Genomic DNA, 25,697 nt, shown 5'->3' on the forward strand with positions numbered 1-25,697 from the left:
CAGGCCGCCTTCGCCTCCAGAACCTACTTCGAGGCGTCGACCAGCTCTCGCTCGTCAGGCGCATCGAGCTGCTTCGCGAGCTTCTCGCCTTCGACGTCGACATCGGGCAGCACGCGATCCAGCCACTTCGGCAGCCACCAGGCACCGCGGCCGAGCAGCGACATCAGCGCCGGCACGATGGTCATCCGGATAACGAACGCGTCGACGAGCACCCCGAAGGCCAGCGCGAACCCGATCGACTGGATCAGCGACGATTCCGCGAGGACGAACCCGGCGAACACGCTGATCATGATCAGCGCGGCGGCGACCACGACGCGGGAGCCGTGCCGGAAACCGGTGACCATCGCCTGCTGCGGGTCGGCGCCGTGGACGTATTCCTCCCGCATCCGCGTCACCAGGAACACCTGGTAGTCCATCGCGAGCCCGAACAGCACGCCGATCAGCAGGATCGGCAGCATGCTCATGATCGGCCCGGTCGTCTTCACCCCGAGCAGGTCGGTGAGCCAGCCCCACTGGAACACCGCCACCACGGCGCCGAACGTCGCGACCACGGAGCCGAGGAAGCCCAGCGTCGCCTTCAGCGGGACCACGATCGACCGGAACACCAGCATCAGCAGCAGGAACGCCAGCCCGACGATCAGCGCGAGATAGGGCAGCATCGCGTCGGCGAGTTTCTCCGAGACGTCGATGTTGGCCGCGGTCTGGCCGGTCACCGCCAGCGACGCGCCGGTGGCCGTGCCGAGCCCCGCGTTCAGGCCGCGGATGTCGCTGACCAGGTCTTCGGTCGCGGTGCTGCTCGGACCGCTCTTCGGGATGACGGTCAGCAGCGCCAGGTCGCCGTCCCGGTTGGTCTTCGGCGGCGTGACGATCGGGCGTTCGGGGAGGCCGCCGATACCCGCGGCCGCCTGCTGGAGCGCGGCTTGGCGGTCGGTGCTGCCGCTCAGGTCGACGACGATCACCAGCGGCCCGTTCGCGCCTTCGCCGAAGCTGCGCGCGACGGTGTCGTAGGCCTTGCGCTGGGTGGTGTCCGGCGCGGCGGTGCTGTCGTTCGGCAGGCCGAGTTGCATGCTCGCGGCCGGGATGGCGACGATCGCGAGACCGGCGATCGCGGCGATCAGCACCGGGATCCGGCGGCGGGCCACGAAACGCGCCCAGCGCTCGCCGTGTGTCGTCGCGTTTTCCTTGCGGCGCAAGCGGATCTTGCCGCCCGCCAGTTTGCCGCCCGCGAAGCCGAGCACGGCGGGCAGCAGGGTGAGCGCGATGACGACCGCGATGGCGACGGTGATCGCCGCGGCGATGCCCATCTCGCCGAGGAACGGGATGCCGACGACGGTCAGGCCCGCCAGCGCGATGATCACGGTCAGCCCGGCGAACACGACCGCGGAACCCGCCGTGCCGGTGGCGCGTCCGGCGGCTTCCTCCGGATCCCGGCCGATCGTGAGTTCGTGCCGGTAGCGGGAAACGATGAAGAGCGCGTAGTCGATGCCGACGGCGAGGCCGATCATCAGCGCGAGTACGGGTGTGTTCGTGTTCAGTTCCAGGAAACCGGACGCCGTCGTGATCCCCGCCATGCCGATACCGACGCCGATGAGCGCGGTCAGCAGGGGGATCCCGGCCGCGAGCAGCGAGCCGAAGGTGATGATCAGGACGACGGCGGCCACCGCGACACCGAGACCTTCGGTGGCGTTCGTGGCGGGCATCGCCTGGACGGCGTCGCCGCCGAATTCCACCGTGTACCCGGCTGCCTTGGCGGAATCCGCGGCGGCCATCAGGCCGTCGCGGTCTGCGTCGGTGAGCTCGAAGCCCGGGACGCGGTAGCTGACCTGCGCCAGCGCCACGTGCTTGTCGGGCGAGATCGCCTGCGTCTGCAGCGGGTCGGTCACGCCTGCGACCTTCGGCGCGTCCGTGAGTCCCTTGACGAGCCCCGCGATCGCGGCCTGCCCACCGGCGTCGGTGATGTCACCAGGCGCCGAGATGACGACGCGCGCCGTCGCGCCGCCGGCGGCGGCTTCCGGGAACCGGTCGGCGAGCTGGTCGATCGCCTTCTGCGATTCGGTGCCGGGGATGGTCACCGAGTTCGAAAGCTGGCCGGACAGGGTCAGCGCGCCCGCGCCGAGGGCCACCAGGACGGCGGCCCACACCGCCGTCACCAGGACCCGGCGCCGGAACGAGAACCGGCCCAGGCGGTACAGGAAGCTGGCCACGAAACTCTCCCGTTCACTCGTTCAGGTTCATTTCAAGCTAGCCGATCGGCTAGGGGCCTACAAGCCGATCGGCAAGTGTGTGACTAGCCGCACGGCTAGTACTCGTTTGGCCGGGCGGCCACGCTTGACGTAATCTCCGACGGCTGAACGAGGAGGGAACATGGACGTCGTCCACGCGGAGGACACCCGCACGCGACTACTGGGCACTGCGTTGCGGCTGTTCACCGAACACGGCGTGGAAGGCACCTCGCTGCAGATGATCGCGGACGCCCTCGGCGTCACCAAGGCCGCCGTCTACTACCACTTCAAGACGAAGGCGGAGATCACCGAATCCGTCGCCGAACCCGTGCTGCGGGAGCTCGAAGGCATCGTCGACGACGCCCGCGCCCAGCGCACCCGGGGCGCGCAGATCGACCACCTGCTAGACGGTTTCGTCGATCTCGTGGTGCGGCACCGCGCGCTGGTCGCCCTGTTCTCCAGCGACCCCGGCATCGCCCGCGCGATCGAAAAATCCGTCCACCGCTCGGAAAGCTTCAAGAACCGGCTGCTGGAGATCCTCGCCGGCCCGGAGCCGGACGTACTGGGGATGGTCACCGCGCAGGTGCTCCTGGCCGGTATCGCCCTCGCCGGCGGCTCGCCCGAGGTCGCTTCGCTCGACGACGAGACGCTGCGCGAAACGCTCCTCAGCGTCGGCCGCAAGCTCTACAACCGTCCGCGCCGCCGCTCGTGACCGATGTGTTCAAGACAGGCGCCGCGATCCGCGCGACCCTGTCGGCATGAACATCGATCTGAACGCGGCGGCCACGTTCATGGCCACCCAGGCCCGGCTGCTCGACAGGCGGCGCTTCGACGTCCTCTTCCGCGACGGTGACCCGGCCGCGGCGCTCGCCGCGCTGGAGGCGTATCGCAATCCCGACGGGGGCTACGGCCACGGGCTCGAACCCGACTGCCGCTCGGCGACCAGCCAGCCCGCCGGCGCGCTGCACGCCTTCGAGGTCTTCGCCGACGTCGCCAAGTCGACAAGTCCGCGTGCGGCCGAACTCTGCGACTGGCTCGCCTCGATCTCCCTGCCCGACGGCGGGATCCCGTTCGCGCTGCCGATGCCGGACCCCGCCGGTAGCGCGCCGTTCTGGGCGAGCGCGGATCCGACGGTCTCCTCGTTGCAGATCACCGCGATCGTCGCGGTGACCGCGCACCGCGTCGCGGCGCACGACCCCGCGGTCGCCGTGCATCCCTGGCTGGCGAAGGCAACGCGCTACTGCCTCGATGAGATCGAGAAGCTCGACGAGGCACCGCACGCGCTCGTGCTCGCCTTCACGATGAAGCTGGTGGACGCCCTGGGCGACACGCGTCTGGTCGAGAAGCTCGGCCGGTTCGTCCCGGACGACGGCGTGGTCGCCGTCGGCGGCGGGATCGAGGGCGAGGCCATGCGCCCGCTCGATTTCGCGCCGGAACCCGGTGGCCCGGCACGGAAGCTCTTCCGGCCCGGCGTCATCGAAGCGGATCTGCGACGGGTGGCGGGCGGCCAGCACGAAGACGGAGGCTGGCGGGTCGACTACACCAGCTATTCGCCGGCCGCCGCGCTGGAGTGGAACGGGATGTTCACCGTGGGCACGCTGGGGCTCCTGCGGGCCAACGGCCTGGTCTAGGGCAGCCTGCGCAGGAATTCCGGCGGAACGGCGGCGGTGAGCCAGACGCCGTTCGCGCTCACCTGGAATTCGTGCCCGGCGGCGGCCATCTTCCTGGCGTCCACGGCGAGCAGCACCGGGACGCCGCGCCGCGCCCCGACCGTCCGCGCGGTGTCCACGGTCGCCGAAAGGTGGACGGCATGCCGCTTCATCGGCCGGAGCCCTTCGTGCAGGATCGCGTCGAGGAACCGGGAGACCGTGCCGTGGTAGAGCACGTCCGGCGGGATCGCGGCGGGCAGGGCGAGGTCGACGTCGACGCTGTGGCCCTGGCTGGCGCGGATCCGCAGCCCGGACTCGTCGAAGGCGAAGCGCCGTTTGTCGTTGCCCTCGACCACTTCGTCGAGTTCGGCGCGGGTGAGCGGCAAACCGTTGCGGCGCAAGGCCGCCAGGAGTGTGTCGACGTCGACCCAGCCGTCAGGGGTGAGGGTGACGCCGATATCGCCGGGCGCGTGGCGCAGATGCCGGGAGAGTCGTTTCGAGACCCGGATGAGGTGTTTCTTGTCCATTTCGAGTCACAGTGACGCACACCCGGCACCCGCGTGGCAACGGAATTCAGATGCCGCCCTCGGAAGCCGGGCGCAGTTTCCCGGCGCCGGGGCCGAAGCGGGACATCTGGTCGTCGGCGTTGTAGAGCCCGCAGCTGCGCAGGGAGAGGCAGCCGCAGCCGACACATCCGGTCAGCCTGTCGCGCAGGCGCTGCAACGCGTCGATCCGCGCGTCGAGCTCGTCCTGCCAGCCCCGCGACAGGCGGGCCCAGTCGGCCTTGGTGGGGGCGTGGTCCTTGGGCAGGGTCTCCAGTGCCGAGCTGATGTCGTCCAGGCTGAGCCCGACCCGCTGCGCGGCGCGGATGAAAGCGATCCGGCGCAGTACCGAGCGCGAGTACCGGCGCTGATTGCCCGCCGAACGCTCGGAACTGATCAGCCCCTTGTCCTCGTAGAAACGCAAAGCCGTATGGGGTACGCCGCTACGGTCGGCGACCTGCCCGATGCTCAGGTGTTCAGCCAGTCTCGTCACGTCGCCAGGCTAGCCTTGACTTCGACCTAAGTCGAGGTTGCAACCTCGGTTCATGACCACCGACACCAAGACCGGCTACGAGGATCTGCCGAGGCTGATCTCGTTGATGACCGGCGACGAGAAGCATCAGGCCGCCGCGGAGTCCACAGTGGACGTCCTGTGGGTGCTCTACGACCGTGTGCTCGACATCACCCCGGAGAACGTCCGTGCCCCGGGCCGCGACCGTTTCCTGCTGTCGAAGGGCCACGGCCCGATGGCCTACTACGCGGTGCTGGCGAAGAAGGGCTTCATCCACGAGGAGGAACTCGCCGACTGGACCTCGGCCGAGTCCCGGCTCGGTCACCATCCCGACCGGGCGAGGCTCCCCGTGGCCGAGATCTCCAGCGGTTCGCTCGGGCACGGCCTCCCGCTGGCCATCGGCACCGTGTTCGGCCTGCGCGCCAAGGGATTCCGTGAGGCCAAGGTCGTCACCCTCATCGGCGACGCGGAGCTCGACGAGGGATCCAACCAGGAGGCCATCGCGGTGGCGGGCCGGATCGGCATGCCGCAGCTGACCGCCGTCGTCATCGACAACTCCTCGGCCACCCACGGCTGGCCCGGCGGGATCGCGCGCCGGTTCGAGGTCGAAGGCTGGACGACCCGCACCGTCGACGGCCGCGACCACGACGCGCTGTACGAAGCCTTCACCACACCGCATCCGGACCGGCCGCTCGCCGTGGTCGCGACCGTCGAGCGAAAGGGCTGAACCCGTGAACATGCGTGAAACGTTCCTCGAAGCCGCCGCCGACGCGCTCGACACCGACCCGAACGTCGCCGTCGTGCTCGCCGACATCTCCGCGGCACAGCTCGCCTTCGCCGCGCGGAAACATCCCGACCGGGTGCTCAACGTCGGCATCCGCGAACAACTGATGATGAGCACCGCGGGCGGCCTCGCGCTGGCCGGGATGCGCCCGATCGTCCACACCTTCTCGTCGTTCCTCGTGGAGCGGGCCTTCGAGCAGGTCAAACTCGACCTCGGGCACCAGGACGTCGGGGCCGTGCTGGTGTCCTCGGGCGCTTCCTACGACATGCCGACCGCCGGGCGGACCCACCAGGCGCCCGGCGACGTCGCCCTCATCGACACGCTGCCGGGCTGGACCGTGCACGTGCCGGGGCATCCCGAGGAGGCACGGCGGTTGCTGCTCGAGTCCATCCCGGGCGACGGGCGCGTCTATCTCCGGCTTTCCGCGCAGGAGAACGCGAAAGCGCATCTGGGTGCGGGCCTGCAGACCCTGCGCGAAGGCGGGCGAGGGGTGGTGGTGGCCGTCGGGCCGATGCTCGACCGGACACTGGAGGCGACCGCCGACCTCGACGTGACCGTGCTCTACACCTCGACCGTCCGGCCGTTCGACGCCGCCGGGCTGCGCGCGGCCGTCGACGCCGCCGGGACCACCGACGTCGTGCTGATCGAGCCGTACCTCGCGGGGACGTCGGCGCACGCTGTGACGGGCGCGCTGTCCGAAACGCCGCACCGGCTGCTCTCCCTCGGCGTCCGGCGCGACGCGGAAGTACGGATCTACGGCGAAATGGCCGACCACGACCTCGCGCACGGCCTCGACGCCGGCTCGATCGCCTTGTCCGTCAAGGAATTCCTCCGCTAGCGTCACCAGGATGACGAAGATCCGCCCGCTCGCGCTCGGGGTCATCCGGCGTGGTGAAGACCTTCTCGTGTTCGAAGGCCGCGATCACACCAAAGGGGTGACCTACCACCGCCCGCTCGGCGGCGGGATCGAGTTCGGGGAGACCGCCGCCGAGGCGCTGCACCGCGAATTCCAGGAGGAACTCGCGGCGGAGCTGACCTCGGTCGAGCAGATCGCCGTACTCGAGAACGTGTACACCTACGAAGGCAGGCCAGGGCACGAGATCGTGTTCCTGTTCACCGCGGATCTGACGGACAAGGCGTTCTACGAGCGCGACGAGGTCGGCGTGGTGCTCGACGACGGCGCGCGCGTGCACTGGCTGCCGATGGCCGACGTGGCCAGCGGCAAGGCGATCCTGTACCCGGACGGACTCGCGGACCTCCTTTCAGCGCAGCACTGACCGCGCGGTCGGCGTCAGTTCCCGCTGCTCCCAGGGACGTTCGAGGTGGCTCGCGAGTTCGGCGCCTGTCCGGGCGAGAAGTTCGCGGTGTTCGTCGGCGGCCTTCGTGAACCAGACGAACACCCGCTCGTCCTCCCGCACGGGCAGCCGGGGGAAGGTGTTCTCCGCGGGCTCGGTTTCGAAATGGCCGAACGTCTCCACACCGGATTCCCGCAGGGCGGGCGCCACGTTCTCCGCGAAGTGTTCGGAGAACTCCTTGACCGGACCGATCGGATGGCACACCGTCACCAGCACCCGGGAATCCCCGGCGCCGCCGGGAGCGGGGAACCCCGGCCCGGACGGGCGCAGCAGGAGGACGTCGGAGGCGTCGATCATCGTCTCGTTCGCCGCGGGCCCGTGCGCGCGCCACACGGGCCCGTAGTAGAACGATTCGAGCGCGGCACGCCGGGACTCCATGTCCCGGAAACCGCGCAGCCACACGAACCTGTCCGGCTCGGCCGGCTCGCGGAAGAGGCCGAACAAGCGCATGCCGCAGGCTTCCTGGGTCTCCACGAACTCGCGCTCGAAGAGCTCGATCAGCTCGTCCCGGCGGCCGGGGTGCAGCGTGTACCGGCGCAGCTCGACGACGGACTGGAACTCGGGGGAATCGGTCATGCGCGGACCCTAGAGGCCCGCACCGACAGTTTCCGGGTTCTCAGCCGAGCGGTACGTCAGCGGAAGGCGGCGAGCCCGGTGACCGACTGCCCGAGCGAGAGCGCGTGCATCTCTTCGGTGCCTTCGTAGGTCAGCACGGTTTCCAGGTTCGACATATGCCGCATCACCGGGTACTCCAGCGAGATCCCGTTGGCGCCGAGCATGGCGCGCGCGGTCCTGGCGACCTCCAGCGCGGAGCGGACGTTGGCGAGCTTGCCGAAGCTGACGTGGTTGTGGTGCAGCGTCCCGGCGTCCTTGAGCCGTCCGATCCGCAGCGCGACCAGCCCGGCGCGGTTGACCTCGACGACGAGATCGGCGAGTTTGCGCTGGGTGAGCTGGAAACCGGCCAGCGGTTTGCCGAACTGTTCCCGGCTCAGCGTGTACTCCAGCGCGGATTCGTAGCAGGAGCGGGCGGCGCCGACGACGCCGAACAGGATCCCGTAGCGCGCCTCGTTCAGGCAGGACAGCGGTCCACGCAAGCCCCTGACCTCAGGGAACGCCGCGGAATCGGGAAGGCGGACGCCGTCGAGCACGAGTTCCGCGGTCAGCGAGGCCCGCAGCGACAGCTTGTGCTTGACCTCGTTCGCGGTGAAGCCCGGCGTGTTCGTGGGGACGACGAAGCCGCGCACGCCTTCGTCGGTCTGGGCCCAGACGACCGCGACGTCGGCGACGGTTCCGTTGGTGATCCACATCTTCGTACCGCTCAGCACCCAGTCCGAGCCGTCGCGCACCGCGCGGGTCCGCATACTGCCGGGGTCGCTGCCGGCGTCGGGCTCGGTCAGGCCGAAGCAGCCGAGCGCCTCACCGGCGGCCATCCGGGGCAGCCACTCCTGCTTCTGCTCCTCGGTGCCCCATTTGTGGATCGCGTACATCGCCAGCGAGCCCTGCACCGAGACGAAGCTGCGCAACCCGGAGTCGACGGCCTCCAGTTCCCGGCAGGCGATGCCGTAGGCGACGGCGCTGGTCCCGGCGCAGCCGTAACCCTCCAGGTGCATGCCCAGCAGTCCGAGCTGCCCGAATCCCTTGGCGAGCTCGGCGGCGGGCAGCGCGCCCGTCTCGTACCAGCCGGCCACGTTCGGCAAGAGCTGGTCCTGGGCGTAGGCGCGCACGGCGTCACGCATGGCCCGGTCCTCGGCGGTGAGCTCGGCGTCGAGATCGAGGAAGTCGCGCGGATCCGGGCTGCTGCTCATGCGGTCACTCCTGGTCGGCTCGGTGGGTCGTCCTTCCCAAGAAGAAAACCACACACGCGACCGGAGTCGGGTGTCAGTGATTCCGCCAGCCGGTGGTCTTCGTCACCTGAACCGATGCCGTGGCCGTCCGGGCGGGGGCGGAGCGCCGCTTCTGCGCCGGGATCAGCAGCTCCGCGAAGGTAGGGAAAGGCACGCTCTCGATGTCGTCCCGCCAGGCGCTGAGCAGGCGGGTCAGTTCGTCGGCGTCCTGCATCGTTCCTCCATAAGTGCAGGGCGGTCCTGCGCCGGCCTTTCACTCGGAGTCGCTATTACCCAGAAGAGTGAAGGTCGAAACGGGGAATCCGGGAAAAATCCGGTCCGCTAGCCTGGTGTGCGTGGCTACTCCTCGCGTGGTGATCCTGGACTACGGGTCCGGCAACCTCCGCTCCGCCGAACGCGCCGTCCAGCGCGCCGGCGCCGACGTCGAGGTCACCGCCGACCCGCATGCCGCGCTCGAGGCAGACGGCCTGGTCGTCCCCGGTGTCGGCGCCTTCTCCGCCTGCATGGAGGGGCTGCGGTCGGTGTCGGGGGAGAAGATCATCGGCAAGCGTCTCGCCGGCGGCCGTCCGGTGCTGGGCATCTGCGTCGGCATGCAGATCCTGTTCGAACGCGGGGTCGAGCACGGCGTGGAGGCCGAGGGCGCCGGGGAGTGGCCGGGCACGGTCGACCGGCTGGAGGCCGACGTCCTGCCCCACATGGGGTGGAACACCGTCCGCGCCCCGGAGGATTCACAGCTGTTCGCCGGTCTGGACGCGGACACGCGGTTCTACTTCGTGCACTCCTACGCCGCGCGGACCTGGGAACTGGACTCCGGCCTCGCCGGGCAGCAGCCCAGGGTGACCTGGGCGAACCACGGCCAGGACTTCGTCGCCGCCGTCGAGAACGGGCCGCTCTGGGCGACCCAGTTCCACCCCGAGAAGTCCGGGGACGCCGGGGCGCACCTGCTGCGCAACTGGCTGAACACCCTGTCTTAGAGTGGGCGCGTGACTTTCACGCTCCTTCCCGCCGTTGATGTGGCCGATGGCCAGGCCGTGCGACTCGTCCAGGGCGAGGCCGGCACCGAGACCTCCTATGGCAGCCCGCTGGAGGCGGCGCTCGCCTGGCAGCGCGACGGGGCGGAGTGGATCCATCTGGTGGACCTCGACGCCGCGTTCGGCAAGGGTTCCAACCGCGAGCTGCTCGCCGACGTCGTGGCCAAGCTCGACGTCCAGGTGGAGCTGTCCGGTGGTATCCGCGACGACGCCTCGCTGGAGGCCGCGCTGGCCACCGGCGCCCGCCGCGTCAACCTCGGCACCGCGGCGCTGGAGGACCCGGAGTGGACCGCGAAGGTCGTCTCCTCCTACGGCGACCGCGTCGCCATCGGGCTGGACGTGCGGATCACCGAGGCCGGGCACCGGCTGTCCGCCCGCGGCTGGACGCAGGACGGCGGTGACCTCTGGGAGGTCCTCGACCGGCTCGACCGCGACGGCGCGCAGCGCTACGTCGTCACCGACGTGAGCAAGGACGGCACCCTCCAGGGGCCGAACATCGACCTGCTCCGCGAGGTCGCCGCCCGCACCGACGCGCCGGTCATCGCCTCCGGCGGTGTGTCCAGTGTGGACGATCTCCGCGCGCTGGCCGCGCTGGCCCGCGACGGGGTCGAAGGCTCCATCGTCGGCAAGGCGCTCTACGCCGGCGCGTTCACCCTGCCCGAGGCGCTCGCGGCCGTCGCGGAGTTCTGAGCTTTACCTCCCGGGTAATCGACGCCACGCGCCGGCTCGGTCAGGATTCCTTCCAGGACAACGAAACCTGGAGGACACCATGACCGCCTACGGACTCGCCCACCTTCGCCCCGCCGCCGTGCTGGCCGAAGAGGTCTTCGAGTACATGGAACGGATCCAGGCCACGCTCGACCCCTTCGGCGGCAGGTTCCTTGTGCACGGAGCCGGGGTCCACGTCGTCGAGGGGGAGTGGCCGGGGGCGCTCGTGCTCATCGAGTTCCCGAGCCTCGACGCCGCGCGGGAGTGGTACGACTCGCCCGCGTACCAGGAGATCCTGCCGCTGCGGGCCGACCACATCCCCGGCGATCTGATCCTGGTCGAGGGATGCGGGCCGGACCACGACTCGGCGGCGCTGGCGGCCGGGCTGCGGGCGCTGCAGGCGGCCTGAGTGAGCCGGTGCCGGCCGAGGGGTGCCGCGAAAGCCACTTTCGCAACCTTCAACGTTGCGAAAGTGGCTTTCGCAACATCAGTCGTGGCCGGGCACGGCACCGTCCTGGCGAGCATGTCGCGNGGAGCTCGCCTGTGCTGTTGGGTGCCGGGCTTGGCAGAAGGTTGCGAAAGCCACTTTCGCAACCTTCAACGTTGCGAAAGTGGCTTTCGCAGCGTCAGTGGGGGTAGGCGGTTCGGCAGCCGGTGGCACGTCGCGAAAGCCACTTTCGCGACGTCTGATGTCCCGAAAGTGGCTTTCGCGACATGACCAGCGGCCCCCCCGGGTCACTCCGCCAGCTTGACGGCGATCCCCACCGTCCGGTCCTTCGGCCCACGCAGCCTGCTGAAGAACATCGTGACCCGCCCGGTGATCCCGTACTTCCGCGCGATCACCTTGCGCACGCGTTCGGTCTCGTCGAGGTCCAGCAGCCGCGCCTCGCCCGCGACGACGTCGCCATGGGTCTTGGCGCCGCGGAAGTCGCAGGCCTGGACCTCGACGCGGCCGCTGTTGCGGATGCGCTTGACCTTGCCCGCCTTCCGCTCGGACCAGATCACCAGTTCGCCGCCGTCGCCCGCCGCCCAGACCGGGGTCGGCACCGGGGTGCCGTTCTTGCGGAAGGTGGTCAGGACGACGTACTTCTCGGCGGCGATCCGCTCGAACTGCGATCCCATGTGGAGAGTCTAGGGCGTTCGCCGGCGCAGCGTCGCCGCGCCGAGCACCAGCGCGGCCAGGGCGCACGCCCCGACGATGAGCAGGTTCCGGATCAGCGTCGCGTCCACGGTGCCCGAGGTGGTGACCCAGGTGAGCGCTTCGACCGCGTACGAAAGCGGCATCACGTTCGAAAGCCAGTTCAGGAGCCAGCCCATTTCGCCGCGCGGGACGAACAGCCCGCACAGCAGGATCTGCGGCAGCACGAACAGCGGCATGAACTGCACCGCCTGGAATTCCGTCCGTGCGAACGCGCTCACGAACAGGCCGAGCGCCATCCCCAGGAGGGCGTCGAGGACGGCGATGAGCAGCAGCATCCCGATCGAGCCCGCGATGTCGAGACCGAGCCAGGCGAGCGAGACCCCAGCGGCGACGCCGACCTGCACGATCGCGATCGAACCGAACGCGATCGCGTAGCCGAAGAGCAGGTCCATCCGGCCGATCGGCAGGGTCATCAGCCGTTCCAGGGGCGCCGTGGTGCGCTCGCGCAGCGTGGTGATCGAGGTGATCAGGAACATGATCAGGAACGGGAAGACGCCGAGCAGCGCCGGGGCGACCCGGCTGAACACCGCTTCGGAGTTGAAGACGAAGCGCAGCAGCACCATCAGCAGTGACGGGACGACGATCAGCATCGCGACGGTGCGCGGATCGTGCCGCAGCTGAAGGAGGATGCGGCGGGCCGTGGCGAGCGTCAGCGTGGGGTTCACGAGGTCATCTCCGTCTCCCGGACGAGCCGCAGGAACGCCTGCTCCAGATCGGTGGTGCCGGTGCGTTCGCGCAGCCCGGCCGGGGTGTCGTCGGCGAGGAGCCGCCCTTCGCGTATGAGCAGCAGACGGTCGCAGCGCGCGGCCTCGTCCATGACGTGGCTGGACACGAGCAGCGTCGCGCCGCCGTCGGCGAGGTCGCGGAACAGCGCCCAAAGTTCGTCGCGGAGCACGGGATCGAGGCCGACCGTCGGTTCGTCGAGGACGAGCAGTTCGGGCTTCCCGAGCAGCGCGACGGCGAGGTTGGCGCGGTTGTGCTGGCCGCCGGACACGGAGCCGACCAGTTTGCCCGCGTGGTCGGTGAGCCCGACTTCGGCGATCACTCTGTCCACATCGGACATCGGCGCGCGAAGGACGGACGCGAAGTAGCGCAAGGCTTCCGTGATGGTGAGGTCGGCGTAGATGGCCGGGTTCTGGGTGGCGTAGCCGATCAGCCGACGCAGCGGCGGGCTGCCCGCGGGATGGCCGAGCACGGTGACCTCGCCCGCGGCGACGATCTGCACGCCGACGATCGCGCGCATCAGCGTCGTCTTGCCGCAGCCGCTCGGCCCGAGCAGACCGGTGATGAGGCCGCGCGGCGTCCGGAACGCGATGTCCTTGACGACCTCGCGACCGCCGCGGACGACCCTCAGTCCCGTCACGGAGATCGCTGAATTAGCCATGCGTTTAATTCTGCGCCCGTTGAGAAGCGCGAGTCAAGGGGTGCGGGTTTCAGGACAGCCGGACGGCGATGCCCGGGTAGTCGCGGACCAGCAGGTGCCGGTCGTAACGCAGCACGCAGGAGAAGTCGAAGACCGGTGCCGCGTAGGCGAAATCGCGGTCACCGATCCGCTCGTAGCGCTGCTCGAGCCGCTCCACGGCGAGGTCGCCCGCCCGGACGTACACGGCGGGCGCCTCGGCGGCGGCCCCCGACGCCAGGCCGAGCCGGTGCACCGGCAGCGTGTTCGTCATCGACGACGATTCGAGATCCACGTCGAAACAGCCGTCGAGCCGCGGATCCGCGACTCCGTCCACTCGCCAGCGGCCGTCGCCGCCGGATTCGAGGACCGTGTGCCGGGCCCCGCTCGCCGACCGGCCGGAGAGCTCCGCCGACCTCGTATGCCAGGTGGCGCCGACGGTGATCGCGTACTCGACGAACCAGGATTCGCCGTCCTCGACCGCCGTCGTGGCACCGCTGATCCGCCAGCCGCCTTCGTGTTCTTCGAAGAACGCGACCTCGACGCCGGTCCTCGCGTCCCGATGCAGCCAGCTCGCCGTCGCGGGAAGGTTCACGGGACCAGGACGAGTTTGCCCCGGACGTGGCCCGCTTCGCTCTCGTCCTGGGCCGCGGCCGCCTCGTCGAGCGGGTACACCCGGGCGATCGGCAGGTCGAGCTTGCCTTCGGCGGCGAGCGCGGCACCTTCGGCCAGCGAGCCGGGGACTTGCTCGGCGGGGGAGCCCGACGTGAAGCGGACGCCGTGGTCGGCCGCGTCCGGCGCGGCGATGGTGATGACCCGCTTCGGGCCGCCGGTCAGCTCGACGAGGGTGGCGAGCGAGCCGCGTCCGGAGGCGTCGAAGGAGGCGTCGATGCCCTGGGGAGCGACGCCGCGTACGCGCTCGGCGAGCCCTTCGCCGTACTGCACCGGGACGGCACCCAGCGAGCGAAGGTAATCGTGGTTCGCTTCGCTCGCGGTGCCCACGACGGTGAGTCCGCGTGCGGCGGCGAGCTGGACGGCGATGGTGCCGACGCCACCCGCCGCACCGTCGATGAGCAGCGTCTCGCCCTTCTGCAGATCCAGGAGGTTGAGTGCGCGATAGGCGGTGTTGACGACCGCCGGCAGCGCCGCGGCCAGCTCCCAGGACAGTGCCTCGGGCTTGCGGACCAACTTCGCGGGATCCGCGAGGACGTACTCCGCGTACCCACCGATACCGGACCCCAAGACCTCGTCACCGGCGGCGAACTCGGTCACTCCCTCACCGACCGCGTCGATCACGCCCGAAATGTCACCGCCGGGGACGGCGGGGAACTTCGCGGGATACACCTCCGCCATCAGGCCGGAGCGGATCTTCCAGTCGATCGGGTTCACCCCCGCGGCCCGGACGGCGACCCTCACCTGGCCGGGACCCGGCACGGGAAGCTCGCGTTCGAGGACGCGCAGGACCCCGGAGTCGCCGTACTCGGTGAACGCGATGGAGCGGTAGGTGTCCGTCATGCCGTCGACAACCGCCGCCCGCCCGCCACTATTCCGGCGGTTTCCCGAACCAGCTGTAGTCACCGGGGACGATCTGCAGGCCCTCGGCGACGTCGAGCAGCGTCGCCCGGTCCCGCTTACCCGACACGGTGAGCCAGCGCCCGCCTTCGACCTGGACGGCGACCGTTTCGTCCTGCTGCCCGAGCCGTCCGTTCCGGGCGGGAAGGGCGAAACCGTCGAGCCCGCGGACCTTGAGCGGCACGGGCGCGGCGTCACCCGCGTCCGGCCGCCCGCCGCCGAGCGTCGCCGTGACGACCGCCGCCGCGCCGGGCTGCCCGGCGCGGGTGGCTTCGAGTTCGGTCCTGCCGCCGTCGACCATCATGGCCAGGTTCACCCCGGACAGCTCCAGTTCGGCGGGCAACCTGCCGAACCGCAGTTCGCCCGACACCCGGGCGCGGCCGTCCCTGACCATCTCGTCCGCGATCCGCTGACCCACGCCGCGCGCGTCCCGCACGCCGTACAGGGTCAGGTTCAGCACGTACGCGTCGTCGGGTGACCACGTCAGCATCGTCGCGTCGCCGTAGACCTCCGAGACCATGCCGACCCGGCCGTGCACGATGATCTGGTTCGGGGCGGGCGCGATGGTCCACGGCCCGCGCCGTTCGTCCAGCGGAGTGGTGGTCAGCTGGACCTGGCCCGCCTCGCCGCCGTTCCACATCCTGGTCTGAGGCGCGGGAAAGGGCTTCGCGGCGCGGCTCATCTCCGTGAAACCGTCGGGCAGCCACCCCGGCTTGTACGGCAGCACCGACCAGTCCGCGTCGCGCGGGGAAGCCGGCGTGACCGTGGTGGTGTAGGCCCGCAGGCCCAGCGGCACGCCGAGCGCGATGATCGCGACCGCCGCCGCGACCAGCGCCAAGGCCATCCTCGGGCGGCTTCGCGACCGTTGGGTCAGCGCGTCGCGGATCTCGGCACCATCGGGCGCCCGCGTCGCCAGGTGTTCGAGGCTCTCGCGGATCAGGTCCTCGGTGTGCTCGTCACTCAGTCGGGTCATTTGCGGGCTCCCGTGGGCACGGACGGGGACGGCTCGGTTTCCCGCAGCGTCGCGAGCGCGCGCGAGATCTGGCTGCGCACGGTCGACGTCGCGCAGCGGAGTACCGCGCCGATCTCCTCGTCGGAGTAGTTCTCGTAGTAGCGGAGCACGATCGCGGCGCGTTGTTTGCGCGGGAGCTTCGCGAGCCGGTCCAGCATCGCGTCGCGTTCGTCGTACTCGATGGCGTGATCGGAGACCGGCGGGCTCATCAGGGCGAGTGCTTCCGGCGACGACGGTGTCACCCGGCGGACCGCCAGCCGCCTCCGCCACGAGAGGTACTCGTTGGTCACCATCCGGCGGACGTACGTCGGCGGCGAGTCGATCTTCGGCCAGCGTTCCTGAGCGCGCAGCAGCACCTCCTGGACGATGTCCTGCGCCAGGTACGGGTCGTCGGTCAGGACGGTCGCGTAGCGCAGGAGGCCGTCCAGGCGATCCGCGACGAACTCGTCGAAGGTCGCAGGCACGTATCTCCCTCAGCCGGTGGTCTCGCTCTAGTGACGCGCGAGACCACCCTCCTGATGCATCGGGAGCCGAACTTTCTCGGCGCCGGGGGTCAGGTAGTACTGCGCGACCGGGGCCAGCATCGCGACGACCTCCTCCTCCGAGGCGTTGACCAGCGGCGGGAGCCCGATGACGTAGCGCAGCAGCGCGAACCCGATCATCTGCGCGGCGATCCCGGACACCCGCACCTTCGGCACGCCGCGCGCTTCGGCGACCCGCGCCAGCACCGCCCGCTCCAGGAACTGCCGCATCATGGTCGCGACCTGGTCGTTGGTGGTCGCTGACCGGATCATCGCCAGGAACGGCGCGCGGCCGTCCGGGGCCTGCCAGAGGCCGAGGAACGCGCGGACGAGGCGCTCGCCGATCTCTTCTTCGGGGCCTTCGAGGATCCGGGGGACCAGCTCGCCCGGGTCGACCGGCAGATTCATCGACGCGGCGAAGAGCCGTTGCTTGGTACCGAAGAAATGGTGCAGCAGCGCCGCGTTGACCCCGGCGTCGGCCGCGATGGCGCGGACGGTCGCCCCGTCGTAACCCTGTTCGGCGAATCTGCGCCTCGCCGCTTCGAGGATCTCCTCCCGCGTCTCGGTCTGCCCCGGCCGCCGCCCCGCCTGTGCCATCCCGCGAGCTTAGAACGGCTCTTGACTACGCTTGTCCCCATGTCAGTCGCAGTCAGGGTCATCCCGTGTCTCGACGTCGACGCGGGCCGTGTGGTGAAGGGCGTCAACTTCGCCGACCTGCGCGACGCCGGCGACCCCGTCGAGCTCGCCCGCCTGTACGACGCCGAGGGCGCGGACGAGCTCACGTTCCTCGACGTCACGGCGTCCTCCGGGGACCGTGAGACCACCTTCGACGTCGTCCGCCGGACCGCGGAGCAGGTCTTCATCCCGCTCACCGTCGGCGGCGGCGTGCGGACGAACGACGACGTCAACCGGTTGCTGCGCACGGGCGCGGACAAGGTGAGCATCAACACCGCCGCCATCGCGCGGCCGGAGTTCCTGCGCGAGGCGTCCCGCCGGTTCGGCGCGCAGTGCGTCGTGCTGTCGGTGGACGCGCGCCGGGTCCCCGAGGGGACCGAGCCGACTCCGTCCGGGTTCGAGGTGACCACGCACGGCGGGCGCCGCGGCACCGGGATCGACGCCGTCGAGTGGGCCGCGCGCGGCGAGGAACTCGGCGTCGGCGAGATCCTGCTCAACTCGATGGACGCCGACGGCACCAAGAACGGTTTCGATCTCGAACTCCTGACCCAGGTGCGGGCGGCGGTCCGCGTCCCGGTGATCGCCAGCGGTGGCGCCGGCGCGCTCGAGCACTTCCTGCCCGCCGTCGAGGCAGGCGCGGACGCGGTGCTCGCGGCCAGCGTGTTCCACTTCGGACAGTTGAAGATCGGCGAGGTCAAGAGCGCGCTGCGCGCCGGGGGAGTCGTGGTCCGGTGATCCTGGCCAAATGGAAGGCCTCCACCGAGGTCAAGGTCGTCTGCGCGCTGCTGCTCGGGCTTCCCATCGCCTATATCGCGATGGCCGTGATCCTCATGTTCGCGCCGTACTCCACCGCGAGGACGTTCCTGCTGCCGGGGACGTCGCTGGTCCTCGGCGGTCTGGTCGTGGCGGGGCTGGTGCTGAAGATGACCTCCGCGCGGTTCGCCGGTTTCGCCGTCAGCTTCCTGTTCGGGTTGCTGCACGCGCTTTCCATGCTCGCGGCGGAACTCTTCTGGGTGAAGATCGTCTCCGGGCTGCTGTTCGCCGGGTACATCTACACGGCGGTACTGCTCAACTCGATGCCGGTGAAACGGCACCTTCTCGGAGCCACGAATGACGCTTGACCCCGCCCTCTCGGATCGCTTGAAGCGCAACGCGGACGGGCTGATCGCCGCCGTCGTCGTCGAACACTCCACATCGGACGTCCTGATGATGGCGTGGATGGACGACGAGGCGCTCGAGCGCACCCTCACCACGCGGCGCGCCACCTACTACTCGCGCAGCCGCAAGGAACTGTGGGTCAAGGGCGAGACCTCCGGCCACGTCCAGCACGTGCGCGAGGTGCGGATCGACTGCGACGGCGATACCGTCCTCCTGCGCGTCGACCAGACCGGCCCGGCCTGTCACACCGGCACGCACACCTGCTTCGACACCGACGAACGGCTGCTGCTGGCCGACGAGAGCGAGAACCCGTGAATGTCGTCGCCAACGTCCTGGTCGGCATCGTCGCCCTGATCCACCTGTACATCGTCGTGCTCGAGATGTTCCTGTGGACCACACCGCGCGCCCGCGCCTCCTTCGGCACCACCGAGGAATTCGCGAAGGAGAGCTCGGCGCTCGCGGCGAATCAGGGGCTGTACAACGGTTTCCTCGCCGCCGCGTTGATCTGGGGCCTGATCGCGACCGGCAGCACCGCCTGGCAGTTCAAGATCTTCGGTCTCGCCTGCGTGATCGTGGCCGGGCTCTACGGGACGGCGACGGCGAGCAAGAAGATCTTCTTCGTGCAGGTGGTCCCCGGCACGTTGGCGCTGATCGCGGTGCTGCTCGCGGGCTGACGCGCCTGCTGACTTGCACGCGCGCCGGGCGCTCACGGTTGCCTTGGAGCGAGATGCGACTCGATGGCCGGAAAAGGCACTTCTCTCGATTAACCTCAGCGCATGAAACCGGGGCGTGGGAAGCGAAGATCAGCCGAGCGTGACGGTCCGAGTCGACGCCCGCGGGTCGCCGGGAGGCCTCGCTCCACTCCGGACGATGACGTGACCGAAAGCTTTGTGGCGCCGACGGTCCACGAAGAGGTGGCCACCCCCTTGATCGGGAAACTGTCGATTCTCGAACAACGGGCGACCGCTTTGGCGGTGTTCTGGATGGCCTACTTCGTCGTGTGCCTGATGGTTTCGGAAGATCCTCGGTTCGAAGTGCTGTCCCCGCTGTCTTTGGCGGCCTTCTACGGTGTTCCGGCGTGTCTGTACGCCGCCTGGCTCTGGAAGAGCCGCCGTCGCTCCGCAGCGAAGACCGGATTGCGCGAGGCCACGGCGACGGTGCGGCCCGGCTGGTTGTACCCCAGGATCGACGTCTACCTCGAGCGCGATTACAAACTGCTTCAGACGCGACGGTCGCTGAGGATCGCTCCTCGTTTCGGGGGACTCGAGAAAGTCCCCGTCTTCGTCGGCGGCGAGGGAACGGACATGATCGTGATCTTCCCGCGCGGACGGTTCTCGAAGGACACGCTCTACACGGTTCCCGTCAAGGAGATCGAGCCGGACACGGCCTGATCGGACGACACCCGGCCCGCGAGTTCCGCCTCTGATCACGCGAGTTACGTCTCCGATCACGTGAGTTCCGTTTCTCCTCACGCGCGGCGTCGCCATCCGCTCGGTGGGTAGTGAAGGCCTCCTTCGCTACCGTCAGGGTAGGCAAGGAGGCCTTGGGCGCGATTCGCGTGTCCAGACGGCGAACTCACGTGATCGAAGGCGGAACTCGCGTGATCGGACGGCGAACACGGCCCGGTTCAGTCGATGTCCCCGGTCAGATACCGCTGCACGGTCGGCGCGATCGCGGTCACCAGCGGCTCGATCTCGCTCGACGCCATGGGTTCGAACTTCGCGACGTACCGCACCAGCCCCATCCCGACGAGCTGGGAGGCGCAGAGCGTGGTGCGCAGTTCGACGCGGTCCGAGCCCAGCCCGCCGATGACCTTCGTGAAGAAGTTCTGGAAGAACCCGCGCAGTACGGCCGCGGCCTGTTCGTGCCCGGCGACGCTGCGGACGAGCGCCTGGAACACTTCGCCGCCGGCACCGTCCCACCGGGTGAGGAAGGTCCGCACGATCCGCCGGCCGAACTCCTCGTCGGGCCCGTCCTGAAGTTCCGCGAGCAGTTCGTGCGGGTCGAAGGGGAGCTTCAGGATCGCTTGGGCGAACAGCCCCTCCTTGCTGCCGAACCAGTGATTGACCATCGCCGCGTCGACCCCGGCGCGGGTCGCGATCGTGCGGACGGTCGCGCCGTCGAAGCCGCTCTCACCGAACACCGCGCGCGCCGCTTCGATCAGCGCGGTGCGGGTGTCCTGTCCGCCGGGCCGCCGTCCCCGGCGCCGCGCGGTAGTGTCGTCAACAGCCATGGCGTCATCATGAACGGACCCGGCCCGAAATTCAACATTCTTTGAATTCATCCCCCCGTCCAGGTCCTCACGGCCGTTGCAGCACAATGAGCGACATGGTCAGCGCCGCAAACGCCAGCCCCTCGGGGCTCGGCTCGGTCAGCCCTTCGCGCGACGAGTTCCGCGCGCTCGCCGAGGGCCGTCGCGTCATCCCCGTCGTTCGCCGCGTGCTCGCCGACGGTGAGACCCCCATCGGGGTCTACCGCAAGCTCGCCGCCGACCGGCCGGGGACGTTCCTCTTCGAATCGGCGGAGAACGGCGCGTCGTGGAGCCGATGGTCGTTCATCGGCGTCGACAGCCCCGCCGCGCTGACCGTGCGTGACGGCGAGGCGGTCTGGACCGGCACCCCGCCGGTCGGCCTGCCGACCGAGGGCGACCCGCTCACCGTGCTGCGGGAGACCGTCGCCGCGCTCCACACCGAGCAGCTGCCCGGGATGCCGCCGCTCACCGGCGGCATGGTCGGCTACATCGGCTACGACGCCGTCCGCTGGCTCGAACGGCTCCCCGAACTCGCCGAGCGCGACCTCGACATACCCGAACTCACCATGCTCCTGGCGACCGACCTCGCCGCCTTCGACCACCACGAGGGCACCGTCACGCTGATCGCCAACGCGGTCAACTGGGACGACTCGGCCGAGCGTGTCGACGCCGCGTACGACGACGCCGTCGCGCGTTTGAACGCGATGACCAAGCAGCTGCACGTCGCGGCCCCGGCCACGGCCGCCGTCTTCGACCGTCCCGCGCCCGAATTCACCCGCCGCCGCTCGAAGCCGGACTTCCACGCGGCCGTCGAGAAGGCGGTCGAGGCGATCAAGGCGGGCGAAGCGTTCCAAATCGTGCCGTCGCAACGATTCGAGATCGAGACGCGGGCCGACGCGCTGGACGTCTACCGCGTGCTGCGCACCTCCAATCCGAGCCCGTACATGTACCTGCTGCGACTGGACGGTTTCGACATCGTCGGGTCCAGCCCGGAGTCGCTGGTCACCGTGCGGGACGGCCGCGCGACCACACATCCCATCGCGGGCACCCGCTGGCGCGGCGCCGACCCGGAGGAGGACGCGCAGCTGGCCAAGGACCTGCTGGCGGACGAGAAGGAACGCGCCGAGCACCTGATGCTCGTCGACCTCGGCCGCAACGACCTCGGCAAGGTATGCAAACCCGGCACCGTGCGCGTCGTCGACTTCTTCGACGTCGAGCGCTACAGCCACGTCATGCACATCGTCTCGACGGTCACCGGTGAACTCCTCGACGACAAGACGGCTTTCGACGCCGTCACCGCCTGTTTCCCGGCGGGGACGCTCTCCGGCGCGCCGAAGGTCCGCGCGATGCAGCTGATCGAGGAACTGGAGCCGACCCGCAGGGCGCTCTACGGCGGTGTCGTCGGCTATCTCGACTTCGCCGGGGATGCCGACACCGCGATCGCGATCCGCACCGCGCTGATGAAGGACGGCACCGCGTACGTCCAGGCCGGCGGGGGAGTCGTCGCGGATTCGGTGGCCGACTACGAGGACAACGAGTCGCTCAACAAGGCCCGCACCGTGCTCTCCGCCGTCGCGGCGGCGCAGACGATGATCGCCGCGGACGAGCTCGACCCGGCGGGTGACAGCACTCGTGTCTGACGCCCCGGCGAAGAAGGCCAAGCGTCCACTGTGGATCGCCGTGGTGGGCCTGCTGCTGGGCGCGGTCGCGCTGTGGGGTTCTTCGCGGCTCGTCTGGTTCGCGGAGTTCCGCGACGGCGGCGTGCGCGGCACGGTGCTGTACACGGAAACCGGTTCACAGCGCGCGGTCGCGCTGATTCCGCTCGCGTTGCTGGCGCTCGCCGGCACGGCGGGGCTGATCGCCACCGGCGGCTGGCCACGCCGGGTGCTCGGCGTGGTACTCGCCGTGGCCGGTGCCGCCGCGGTGTGGATCGGCGTGGCGGGCGGCTCGTTCAGCGGCTTCGCCGACGGCCTGCCCGTGGCTCAGATGGTGGGAGCACGCGGTCTCGCGATCCTGGGGGGAATTCTCGTGACGGCGGGCGGGTTGGCAGCCATCAAGGGCGCGGGCCGGATGCCTCGTCTCGGCGCGAAGTACTCGGCGCCGGGGGCGAAGAAGAAGGCAGCCAAGGATCCGGAGACCGAGCTGTGGGAGGCGCTGTCCGAAGGCGAAGATCCCACCGCGACCCGGTGATGGCCGCGGAAAACGCGCGTTTCCGAGATCTGCGCCGCGAAAGATGACACGGTTGGCATTCGGAGTAACGGACATACCCGGAACCAGGCCGTATCCGTGCGGGGGTTAGCATCGTTTCGGCGGGAAGGGGAAGGTTTTTGTGAGCGACCTTGCGAAGGAATCAGTGAGTACGACGGCCGGTGAGGTACTCCGGTGAGCGTGCTCGAAGACATCGTCGCCGGCGTCCGTGCCGATCTCGCCGAGCGCGAGGCGGTTCTGCCGTTCGACGAGCTGAAGAAGCGCGCGACCCAGGTCGCGCCCCCACGTGACGTGCTCGCGGCCCTGCGCGAGTCCGGTATCGGCGTCATCGCCGAGGTGAAGCGGCGCAGCCCGTCCAAGGGCGATCTGGCCGAGATCCCGGACCCGGCCGCGCTGGCGAAGGACTACGCCGACGGCGGCGCCAGGGTGATCAGCGTGCTGACCGAGCAGCGGCGGTTCGGCGGTTCGCTCGCCGACCTCGACGCGGTCCGCGCCGCGGTCGACATCCCGGTGCTGCGCAAGGACTTCATCGTCAGCCCGTACCAGGTCCACGAGGCGCGGCTGCACGGCGCGGACATGGTCCTGCTGATCGTGGCCGCCCTGGAGCAGAACGCCCTGATCGCGTTGCTGGACCGGGTCGAATCCCTCGGGATGACCGCGCTGGTCGAGATCCACAACGCCGAAGAGGCCGACAAGGCCCTCGAAGCCGGCGCGAAGGTGATCGGCGTCAACGCCCGCAACCTGCACACCCTCGAGGTCGACCGGGACGTCTTCTCGCGGCTGGCCCCCGGCCTGCCGATGGACGTCTTCAAGATCGCCGAGTCCGGCGTGCGCGGCCCGGGCGACCTGATGTCCTACGCGGGTCACGGCGCCGACGCCGTCCTCGTGGGCGAAGGGCTCGTCGCTTCGGGCGACCCGAAGGGCGCGCTGGTCAAGCTCGTCACCGCCGGATCGCACCCTGCCTGCCCGAGGCCTTCTCGATGACCACGGAGTACCACGAAGAACCCCACGGCAAGCACGATCCGGACGACCGGGGCTACTACGGCCCGTACGGCGGCCGGTTCATGCCCGAGGCCCTGATCGGCGTCGTCGACGAGGTCGCGGCCGAGTACGACAAGGCGCGGAACGACCCGGACTTCGTCAACGAGTTCCGGCGTCTGCTGCGTGACTACGCCGGCCGTCCGTCGCTGCTCACCGAGGCCAAGCGCTTCGGTGAGCACGCCGGCGGCGCCCGGATCTTCCTCAAGCGCGAGGATCTGAACCACACCGGTTCGCACAAGATCAACAACGTGCTGGGCCAGGCGTTGCTCACCAAGCGAATGGGCAAGAAGCGGGTCATCGCCGAGACCGGTGCCGGTCAGCACGGCGTGGCCACCGCCACCGCCTGCGCGCTGCTGGACCTGGAATGCATCGTCTACATGGGCGAGGTCGACACCGAGCGGCAGGCGCTGAACGTCGCCCGCATGAAGCTGCTCGGCGCCGAGGTCGTCCCGGTGAAGACCGGTTCGCGCACGCTCAAGGACGCCATCAACGAGGCCCTGCGCGACTGGGTCACCAACGCCGACACGACGCACTACCTGTTCGGCACGGCGGCGGGCCCGTACCCGTTCCCGATGATGGTGCGGAACTTCCACAAGATCATCGGCGAGGAGGCCCGCGTCCAGATCCTGGAGCAGGCCGGACGCCTGCCGGACGCCGTCGCGGCCTGCGTCGGCGGCGGGTCGAACGCGATCGGCATCTTCCACGGCTTCATCGACGACCCGGAGGTCCGGCTCGTCGGTCTCGAACCGGGCGGTGAGGGCATCGAGGGCAACCGCCACGGCGCCACGCTGACCAAGGGCACCCCGGGCAACCTGCACGGCGCGATGACGTACCTGCTGCAGGACGAGGACGGCCAGACCGTCGAGTCGCATTCGATCTCCGCGGGTCTCGACTACCCGGGCGTCGGCCCGGAGCACTCGTGGCTCAAGGACAGCGGCCGCGCCGAGTACCGGCCGGTCACCGACGCCGAGGCGATGGACGCGTTCAAGCTGCTTTCGCGCACCGAGGGCATCATCCCGGCGATCGAGTCGGCGCACGCGCTGGCCGGCGCGCTGGTGCTGGGCCGCGAACTCGGCCCCGAGGGGCTGATCATCGTGAACCTGTCCGGTCGCGGCGACAAGGACATTGACACGGCCGCGAAGTACTTCGGCCTGGTGGAGAACGCATGAGCGGGTTGAAGGAGCTCTTCGCGGCGACGCGCGCGGAGGGTCGCGGAGCGCTGATCGGGTACCTCCCGGCGGGCTTCCCGACGGTCAACGGGTCGAAGGACCTGCTGGCCGCGGTGGTCGACGGCGGTGCCGACCTGGTCGAGGTGGGCGTGCCCTACTCGGACCCGGTGATGGACGGCCCGACCATCCAGGCCGCCTCGGTGAGCGCGCTTTCCGGCGGTTTCAAGCTCAAGCACCTGTTCGAGGTCGTCGAGTCGGTGTCGTCGCGCGGCGGCAAGGCCGTCGTGATGACGTACTGGAACCCGGTGCACCGCTACGGCGTCGACCGCTTCGCGCGGGACCTCGCCGCCGCGGGCGGGCTCGGCATGATCACCCCGGATCTGATCCCGGACGAGGCCGACGAGTGGATGGCCGCCTCCGAACAGCATGGTCTGGACCGGATCTTCCTGGTCGCGCCGTCCTCCTCGGAGGAGCGGATCGCGAAGACCGTCGAGGCCGCCTCGGGCTTCGTGTACGCCACCGCGGTGATGGGCGTGACCGGCGCCCGTGACCAGGTCGGCGTGCACGCCGAGGACCTGGTCGCACGGACCCGCGCGCATACGGACCTGCCGATCGGCGTCGGTCTCGGCGTCCGTTCCGGCGAGCAGGCGGCGCAGGTCGCCGGATTCGCGGACGGCGTCATCGTCGGTTCCGCGCTGGTGACCGCCGCCGCGAGCGGACTGGACGCGGTGCGCGAGCTTTCGGCCGAGCTGGCCGCGGGTGTGCGGAAGACCGTCGCCCCCGCTTGATCCGACTTGAGCCGAAAGGGCCCTTCACCGCACGAGATGCGGTGAAGGGCCCTTTC

Annotated in this window: 33 protein-coding genes; 18 read left to right on the forward strand and 15 right to left on the reverse strand. The window is 69.8% G+C overall.

From position 1 onward, the window contains the following. Positions 1-23 precede the first annotated feature (23 nt). A complete protein-coding gene (locus ACXIZN_RS03450; protein WP_457952515.1) occupies positions 24-2,204 on the reverse strand; it encodes an MMPL family transporter in 2,181 nt (726 codons plus the stop codon). 160 nt (positions 2,205-2,364) lie between these two features. Here ACXIZN_RS03450 and ACXIZN_RS03455 point away from each other — a divergent pair, with 160 nt between their 5' ends. Beyond that, a complete protein-coding gene (locus tag ACXIZN_RS03455; protein WP_457952516.1) occupies positions 2,365-2,934 on the forward strand; it encodes a TetR/AcrR family transcriptional regulator in 570 nt (189 codons plus the stop codon). 46 nt (positions 2,935-2,980) lie between these two features. Further along, a complete protein-coding gene (locus tag ACXIZN_RS03460) occupies positions 2,981-3,853 on the forward strand; it encodes a hypothetical protein (protein WP_457952517.1) in 873 nt (290 codons plus the stop codon). Here the strand turns inward: ACXIZN_RS03460 and ACXIZN_RS03465 are convergent. Next, complete coding sequence (locus tag ACXIZN_RS03465) at positions 3,850-4,398, reverse strand: RNA 2'-phosphotransferase (protein WP_457952518.1); 549 nt, start codon at positions 4,396-4,398, stop codon at positions 3,850-3,852. The genes ACXIZN_RS03460 and ACXIZN_RS03465 overlap by 4 nt on opposite strands. A gap of 46 nt (positions 4,399-4,444) precedes the next feature. Continuing rightward, positions 4,445-4,906 (reverse strand): redox-sensitive transcriptional activator SoxR, encoded by a 462-nt coding sequence (soxR, locus tag ACXIZN_RS03470; RefSeq protein ID WP_016335982.1) that lies wholly within the window; start codon positions 4,904-4,906, stop codon positions 4,445-4,447. Positions 4,907-4,958: 52 nt separating this feature from the next. Here soxR and ACXIZN_RS03475 point away from each other — a divergent pair, with 52 nt between their 5' ends. The 3 genes from ACXIZN_RS03475 to ACXIZN_RS03485 are packed head-to-tail and all read left to right on the forward strand — an operon-like array spanning position 4,959 to position 6,985. Beyond that, a complete protein-coding gene (locus ACXIZN_RS03475) occupies positions 4,959-5,651 on the forward strand; it encodes a transketolase (protein ID WP_457952519.1) in 693 nt (230 codons plus the stop codon). Positions 5,652-5,655: 4 nt separating this feature from the next. Continuing rightward, positions 5,656-6,546, forward strand: a complete 891-nt coding sequence (locus ACXIZN_RS03480; RefSeq protein WP_457952520.1) for a transketolase family protein — start codon at positions 5,656-5,658, stop codon at positions 6,544-6,546. A gap of 10 nt (positions 6,547-6,556) precedes the next feature. Continuing rightward, on the forward strand, positions 6,557-6,985 hold the full coding sequence (locus ACXIZN_RS03485; protein ID WP_457952521.1) for an NUDIX hydrolase: 429 nt from the start codon (positions 6,557-6,559) through the stop codon (positions 6,983-6,985). Here the strand turns inward: ACXIZN_RS03485 and ACXIZN_RS03490 are convergent. The 3 genes from ACXIZN_RS03490 to ACXIZN_RS03500 all read right to left on the reverse strand — a co-directional run bounded on the left by ACXIZN_RS03490 (position 6,971) and on the right by ACXIZN_RS03500 (position 9,121). Next, the gene (locus ACXIZN_RS03490; protein WP_457952522.1) at positions 6,971-7,639 is read right to left on the reverse strand and encodes an NIPSNAP family protein; all 669 of its coding nucleotides are present in this window, start codon (positions 7,637-7,639) and stop codon (positions 6,971-6,973) included. The two genes, ACXIZN_RS03485 and ACXIZN_RS03490, sit on opposite strands and share 15 nt — an antisense overlap. A gap of 56 nt (positions 7,640-7,695) precedes the next feature. Continuing rightward, positions 7,696-8,868 carry an acyl-CoA dehydrogenase family protein gene (locus ACXIZN_RS03495; RefSeq protein WP_457952523.1) on the reverse strand — a complete coding sequence of 391 codons (1,173 nt, stop codon included), beginning with the start codon at positions 8,866-8,868 and terminating at the stop codon, positions 7,696-7,698. Between the two features lie 73 nt (positions 8,869-8,941). Continuing rightward, positions 8,942-9,121, reverse strand: a complete 180-nt coding sequence (locus ACXIZN_RS03500) for a hypothetical protein (RefSeq protein ID WP_192741149.1) — start codon at positions 9,119-9,121, stop codon at positions 8,942-8,944. 136 nt (positions 9,122-9,257) lie between these two features. Between ACXIZN_RS03500 and hisH the strand changes: the two genes are divergently transcribed. The 3 genes from hisH to ACXIZN_RS03515 all read left to right on the forward strand — a co-directional run bounded on the left by hisH (position 9,258) and on the right by ACXIZN_RS03515 (position 11,055). Continuing rightward, positions 9,258-9,881 (forward strand): imidazole glycerol phosphate synthase subunit HisH, encoded by a 624-nt coding sequence (gene hisH / locus ACXIZN_RS03505; RefSeq protein WP_457960448.1) that lies wholly within the window; start codon positions 9,258-9,260, stop codon positions 9,879-9,881. Positions 9,882-9,890: 9 nt separating this feature from the next. Continuing rightward, positions 9,891-10,628, forward strand: a complete 738-nt coding sequence (priA, locus tag ACXIZN_RS03510) for a bifunctional 1-(5-phosphoribosyl)-5-((5-phosphoribosylamino)methylideneamino)imidazole-4-carboxamide isomerase/phosphoribosylanthranilate isomerase PriA (protein ID WP_007029948.1) — start codon at positions 9,891-9,893, stop codon at positions 10,626-10,628. 79 nt (positions 10,629-10,707) lie between these two features. Next, a complete protein-coding gene (locus ACXIZN_RS03515) occupies positions 10,708-11,055 on the forward strand; it encodes a DUF1330 domain-containing protein (RefSeq protein ID WP_257485382.1) in 348 nt (115 codons plus the stop codon). A 326-nt stretch (positions 11,056-11,381) separates the two neighbouring features. On the opposite strand, the gene ACXIZN_RS03520 is transcribed toward ACXIZN_RS03515, so the two are convergent. The 8 genes from ACXIZN_RS03520 to ACXIZN_RS03555 are packed head-to-tail and all read right to left on the reverse strand — an operon-like array spanning position 11,382 to position 16,948. Next, positions 11,382-11,768: a PPOX class F420-dependent oxidoreductase gene (locus ACXIZN_RS03520; protein WP_457952524.1), complete on the reverse strand. Its 387-nt coding sequence runs from the start codon at positions 11,766-11,768 to the stop codon at positions 11,382-11,384. A gap of 9 nt (positions 11,769-11,777) precedes the next feature. After that, positions 11,778-12,512 (reverse strand): ABC transporter permease, encoded by a 735-nt coding sequence (locus tag ACXIZN_RS03525; RefSeq protein WP_457952525.1) that lies wholly within the window; start codon positions 12,510-12,512, stop codon positions 11,778-11,780. Continuing rightward, positions 12,509-13,231 carry an ABC transporter ATP-binding protein gene (locus ACXIZN_RS03530; protein ID WP_457952526.1) on the reverse strand — a complete coding sequence of 241 codons (723 nt, stop codon included), beginning with the start codon at positions 13,229-13,231 and terminating at the stop codon, positions 12,509-12,511. The genes ACXIZN_RS03525 and ACXIZN_RS03530 overlap by 4 nt, the downstream gene beginning before the upstream one ends. A 49-nt stretch (positions 13,232-13,280) precedes the next feature. Next, on the reverse strand, positions 13,281-13,841 hold the full coding sequence (locus tag ACXIZN_RS03535; protein WP_457952527.1) for a putative glycolipid-binding domain-containing protein: 561 nt from the start codon (positions 13,839-13,841) through the stop codon (positions 13,281-13,283). Beyond that, positions 13,838-14,761: an NADP-dependent oxidoreductase gene (locus tag ACXIZN_RS03540; RefSeq protein ID WP_457952528.1), complete on the reverse strand. Its 924-nt coding sequence runs from the start codon at positions 14,759-14,761 to the stop codon at positions 13,838-13,840. The genes ACXIZN_RS03535 and ACXIZN_RS03540 overlap by 4 nt, the downstream gene beginning before the upstream one ends. 28 nt (positions 14,762-14,789) lie before the next feature. Continuing rightward, entirely contained in the window at positions 14,790-15,791 is a 1,002-nt protein-coding gene (locus ACXIZN_RS03545; RefSeq protein ID WP_457952529.1) for a hypothetical protein, read from the reverse strand. Then, entirely contained in the window at positions 15,788-16,294 is a 507-nt protein-coding gene (locus ACXIZN_RS03550; RefSeq protein ID WP_457952530.1) for an RNA polymerase sigma factor, read from the reverse strand. The genes ACXIZN_RS03545 and ACXIZN_RS03550 overlap by 4 nt, the downstream gene beginning before the upstream one ends. A 27-nt stretch (positions 16,295-16,321) precedes the next feature. Then, positions 16,322-16,948: a TetR/AcrR family transcriptional regulator gene (locus tag ACXIZN_RS03555; protein WP_457952531.1), complete on the reverse strand. Its 627-nt coding sequence runs from the start codon at positions 16,946-16,948 to the stop codon at positions 16,322-16,324. A 39-nt stretch (positions 16,949-16,987) separates the two neighbouring features. Between ACXIZN_RS03555 and hisF the strand changes: the two genes are divergently transcribed. From hisF to ACXIZN_RS03580, 5 genes are all read left to right on the forward strand, one after another. Next, entirely contained in the window at positions 16,988-17,761 is a 774-nt protein-coding gene (gene hisF / locus ACXIZN_RS03560) for an imidazole glycerol phosphate synthase subunit HisF (RefSeq protein WP_016335963.1), read from the forward strand. Continuing rightward, a complete protein-coding gene (locus tag ACXIZN_RS03565; protein WP_457952532.1) occupies positions 17,758-18,147 on the forward strand; it encodes a hypothetical protein in 390 nt (129 codons plus the stop codon). Before hisF ends, ACXIZN_RS03565 begins: the two co-directional genes overlap by 4 nt. After that, a complete protein-coding gene (gene hisI / locus ACXIZN_RS03570) occupies positions 18,137-18,499 on the forward strand; it encodes a phosphoribosyl-AMP cyclohydrolase (RefSeq protein ID WP_034319286.1) in 363 nt (120 codons plus the stop codon). The genes ACXIZN_RS03565 and hisI overlap by 11 nt, the downstream gene beginning before the upstream one ends. After that, positions 18,496-18,858 carry a DUF1304 domain-containing protein gene (locus tag ACXIZN_RS03575; protein ID WP_126733710.1) on the forward strand — a complete coding sequence of 121 codons (363 nt, stop codon included), beginning with the start codon at positions 18,496-18,498 and terminating at the stop codon, positions 18,856-18,858. The genes hisI and ACXIZN_RS03575 overlap by 4 nt, the downstream gene beginning before the upstream one ends. 201 nt (positions 18,859-19,059) lie before the next feature. Beyond that, positions 19,060-19,575: a hypothetical protein gene (locus tag ACXIZN_RS03580; RefSeq protein WP_457952533.1), complete on the forward strand. Its 516-nt coding sequence runs from the start codon at positions 19,060-19,062 to the stop codon at positions 19,573-19,575. Positions 19,576-19,811: 236 nt separating this feature from the next. Here ACXIZN_RS03580 and ACXIZN_RS03585 read toward each other — a convergent pair whose 3' ends face one another. Continuing rightward, entirely contained in the window at positions 19,812-20,417 is a 606-nt protein-coding gene (locus ACXIZN_RS03585; RefSeq protein ID WP_457952534.1) for a TetR/AcrR family transcriptional regulator, read from the reverse strand. A 95-nt stretch (positions 20,418-20,512) separates the two neighbouring features. Between ACXIZN_RS03585 and ACXIZN_RS03590 the strand changes: the two genes are divergently transcribed. From ACXIZN_RS03590 to trpA, 5 genes are all read left to right on the forward strand, one after another. Then, positions 20,513-22,075, forward strand: coding sequence for an anthranilate synthase component I (locus tag ACXIZN_RS03590; RefSeq protein WP_457952535.1), 1,563 nt, complete (start codon positions 20,513-20,515; stop codon positions 22,073-22,075). Continuing rightward, positions 22,068-22,625, forward strand: coding sequence for a Trp biosynthesis-associated membrane protein (locus ACXIZN_RS03595; protein ID WP_457952536.1), 558 nt, complete (start codon positions 22,068-22,070; stop codon positions 22,623-22,625). Before ACXIZN_RS03590 ends, ACXIZN_RS03595 begins: the two co-directional genes overlap by 8 nt. 192 nt (positions 22,626-22,817) lie before the next feature. Then, positions 22,818-23,627 (forward strand): indole-3-glycerol phosphate synthase TrpC, encoded by an 810-nt coding sequence (gene trpC / locus ACXIZN_RS03600; RefSeq protein ID WP_020630310.1) that lies wholly within the window; start codon positions 22,818-22,820, stop codon positions 23,625-23,627. Then, positions 23,624-24,853 (forward strand): tryptophan synthase subunit beta, encoded by a 1,230-nt coding sequence (gene trpB, locus ACXIZN_RS03605; RefSeq protein ID WP_457952537.1) that lies wholly within the window; start codon positions 23,624-23,626, stop codon positions 24,851-24,853. The genes trpC and trpB overlap by 4 nt, the downstream gene beginning before the upstream one ends. Beyond that, positions 24,850-25,641, forward strand: a complete 792-nt coding sequence (gene trpA / locus ACXIZN_RS03610; protein WP_457952538.1) for a tryptophan synthase subunit alpha — start codon at positions 24,850-24,852, stop codon at positions 25,639-25,641. The genes trpB and trpA overlap by 4 nt, the downstream gene beginning before the upstream one ends. Positions 25,642-25,697 lie beyond the last annotated feature (56 nt).

Source organism: Amycolatopsis sp. TRM77291 (assembly GCF_054166285.1).

Excerpts from the sequence above, each read along its gene's own strand:
- ACXIZN_RS03460 (WP_457952517.1), top strand. The coding sequence starts at position 2,981 with ATGAACATCGATCTGAACGCGGCGGCCACGTTCATGGCCACCCAGGCC.
- hisI (WP_034319286.1), top strand. The coding sequence starts at position 18,137 with ATGACGCTTGACCCCGCCCTCTCGGATCGCTTGAAGCGCAACGCGGAC.
- ACXIZN_RS03455 (WP_457952516.1), top strand. The coding sequence starts at position 2,365 with ATGGACGTCGTCCACGCGGAGGACACCCGCACGCGACTACTGGGCACT.
- ACXIZN_RS03495 (WP_457952523.1), bottom strand. The coding sequence starts at position 8,868 with ATGAGCAGCAGCCCGGATCCGCGCGACTTCCTCGATCTCGACGCCGAG.
- ACXIZN_RS03555 (WP_457952531.1), bottom strand. The coding sequence starts at position 16,948 with ATGGCACAGGCGGGGCGGCGGCCGGGGCAGACCGAGACGCGGGAGGAG.
- ACXIZN_RS03590 (WP_457952535.1), top strand. The coding sequence starts at position 20,513 with ATGGTCAGCGCCGCAAACGCCAGCCCCTCGGGGCTCGGCTCGGTCAGC.
- ACXIZN_RS03585 (WP_457952534.1), bottom strand. The coding sequence starts at position 20,417 with ATGGCTGTTGACGACACTACCGCGCGGCGCCGGGGACGGCGGCCCGGC.
- hisF (WP_016335963.1), top strand. The coding sequence starts at position 16,988 with ATGTCAGTCGCAGTCAGGGTCATCCCGTGTCTCGACGTCGACGCGGGC.
- ACXIZN_RS03515 (WP_257485382.1), top strand. The coding sequence starts at position 10,708 with ATGACCGCCTACGGACTCGCCCACCTTCGCCCCGCCGCCGTGCTGGCC.
- ACXIZN_RS03530 (WP_457952526.1), bottom strand. The coding sequence starts at position 13,231 with ATGGCTAATTCAGCGATCTCCGTGACGGGACTGAGGGTCGTCCGCGGC.
- ACXIZN_RS03490 (WP_457952522.1), bottom strand. The coding sequence starts at position 7,639 with ATGACCGATTCCCCCGAGTTCCAGTCCGTCGTCGAGCTGCGCCGGTAC.
- ACXIZN_RS03500 (WP_192741149.1), bottom strand. The coding sequence starts at position 9,121 with ATGCAGGACGCCGACGAACTGACCCGCCTGCTCAGCGCCTGGCGGGAC.
- ACXIZN_RS03520 (WP_457952524.1), bottom strand. The coding sequence starts at position 11,768 with ATGGGATCGCAGTTCGAGCGGATCGCCGCCGAGAAGTACGTCGTCCTG.
- trpA (WP_457952538.1), top strand. The coding sequence starts at position 24,850 with ATGAGCGGGTTGAAGGAGCTCTTCGCGGCGACGCGCGCGGAGGGTCGC.
- ACXIZN_RS03465 (WP_457952518.1), bottom strand. The coding sequence starts at position 4,398 with ATGGACAAGAAACACCTCATCCGGGTCTCGAAACGACTCTCCCGGCAT.
- ACXIZN_RS03475 (WP_457952519.1), top strand. The coding sequence starts at position 4,959 with ATGACCACCGACACCAAGACCGGCTACGAGGATCTGCCGAGGCTGATC.
- ACXIZN_RS03545 (WP_457952529.1), bottom strand. The coding sequence starts at position 15,791 with ATGACCCGACTGAGTGACGAGCACACCGAGGACCTGATCCGCGAGAGC.
- trpB (WP_457952537.1), top strand. The coding sequence starts at position 23,624 with ATGACCACGGAGTACCACGAAGAACCCCACGGCAAGCACGATCCGGAC.
- ACXIZN_RS03485 (WP_457952521.1), top strand. The coding sequence starts at position 6,557 with ATGACGAAGATCCGCCCGCTCGCGCTCGGGGTCATCCGGCGTGGTGAA.
- ACXIZN_RS03540 (WP_457952528.1), bottom strand. The coding sequence starts at position 14,761 with ATGACGGACACCTACCGCTCCATCGCGTTCACCGAGTACGGCGACTCC.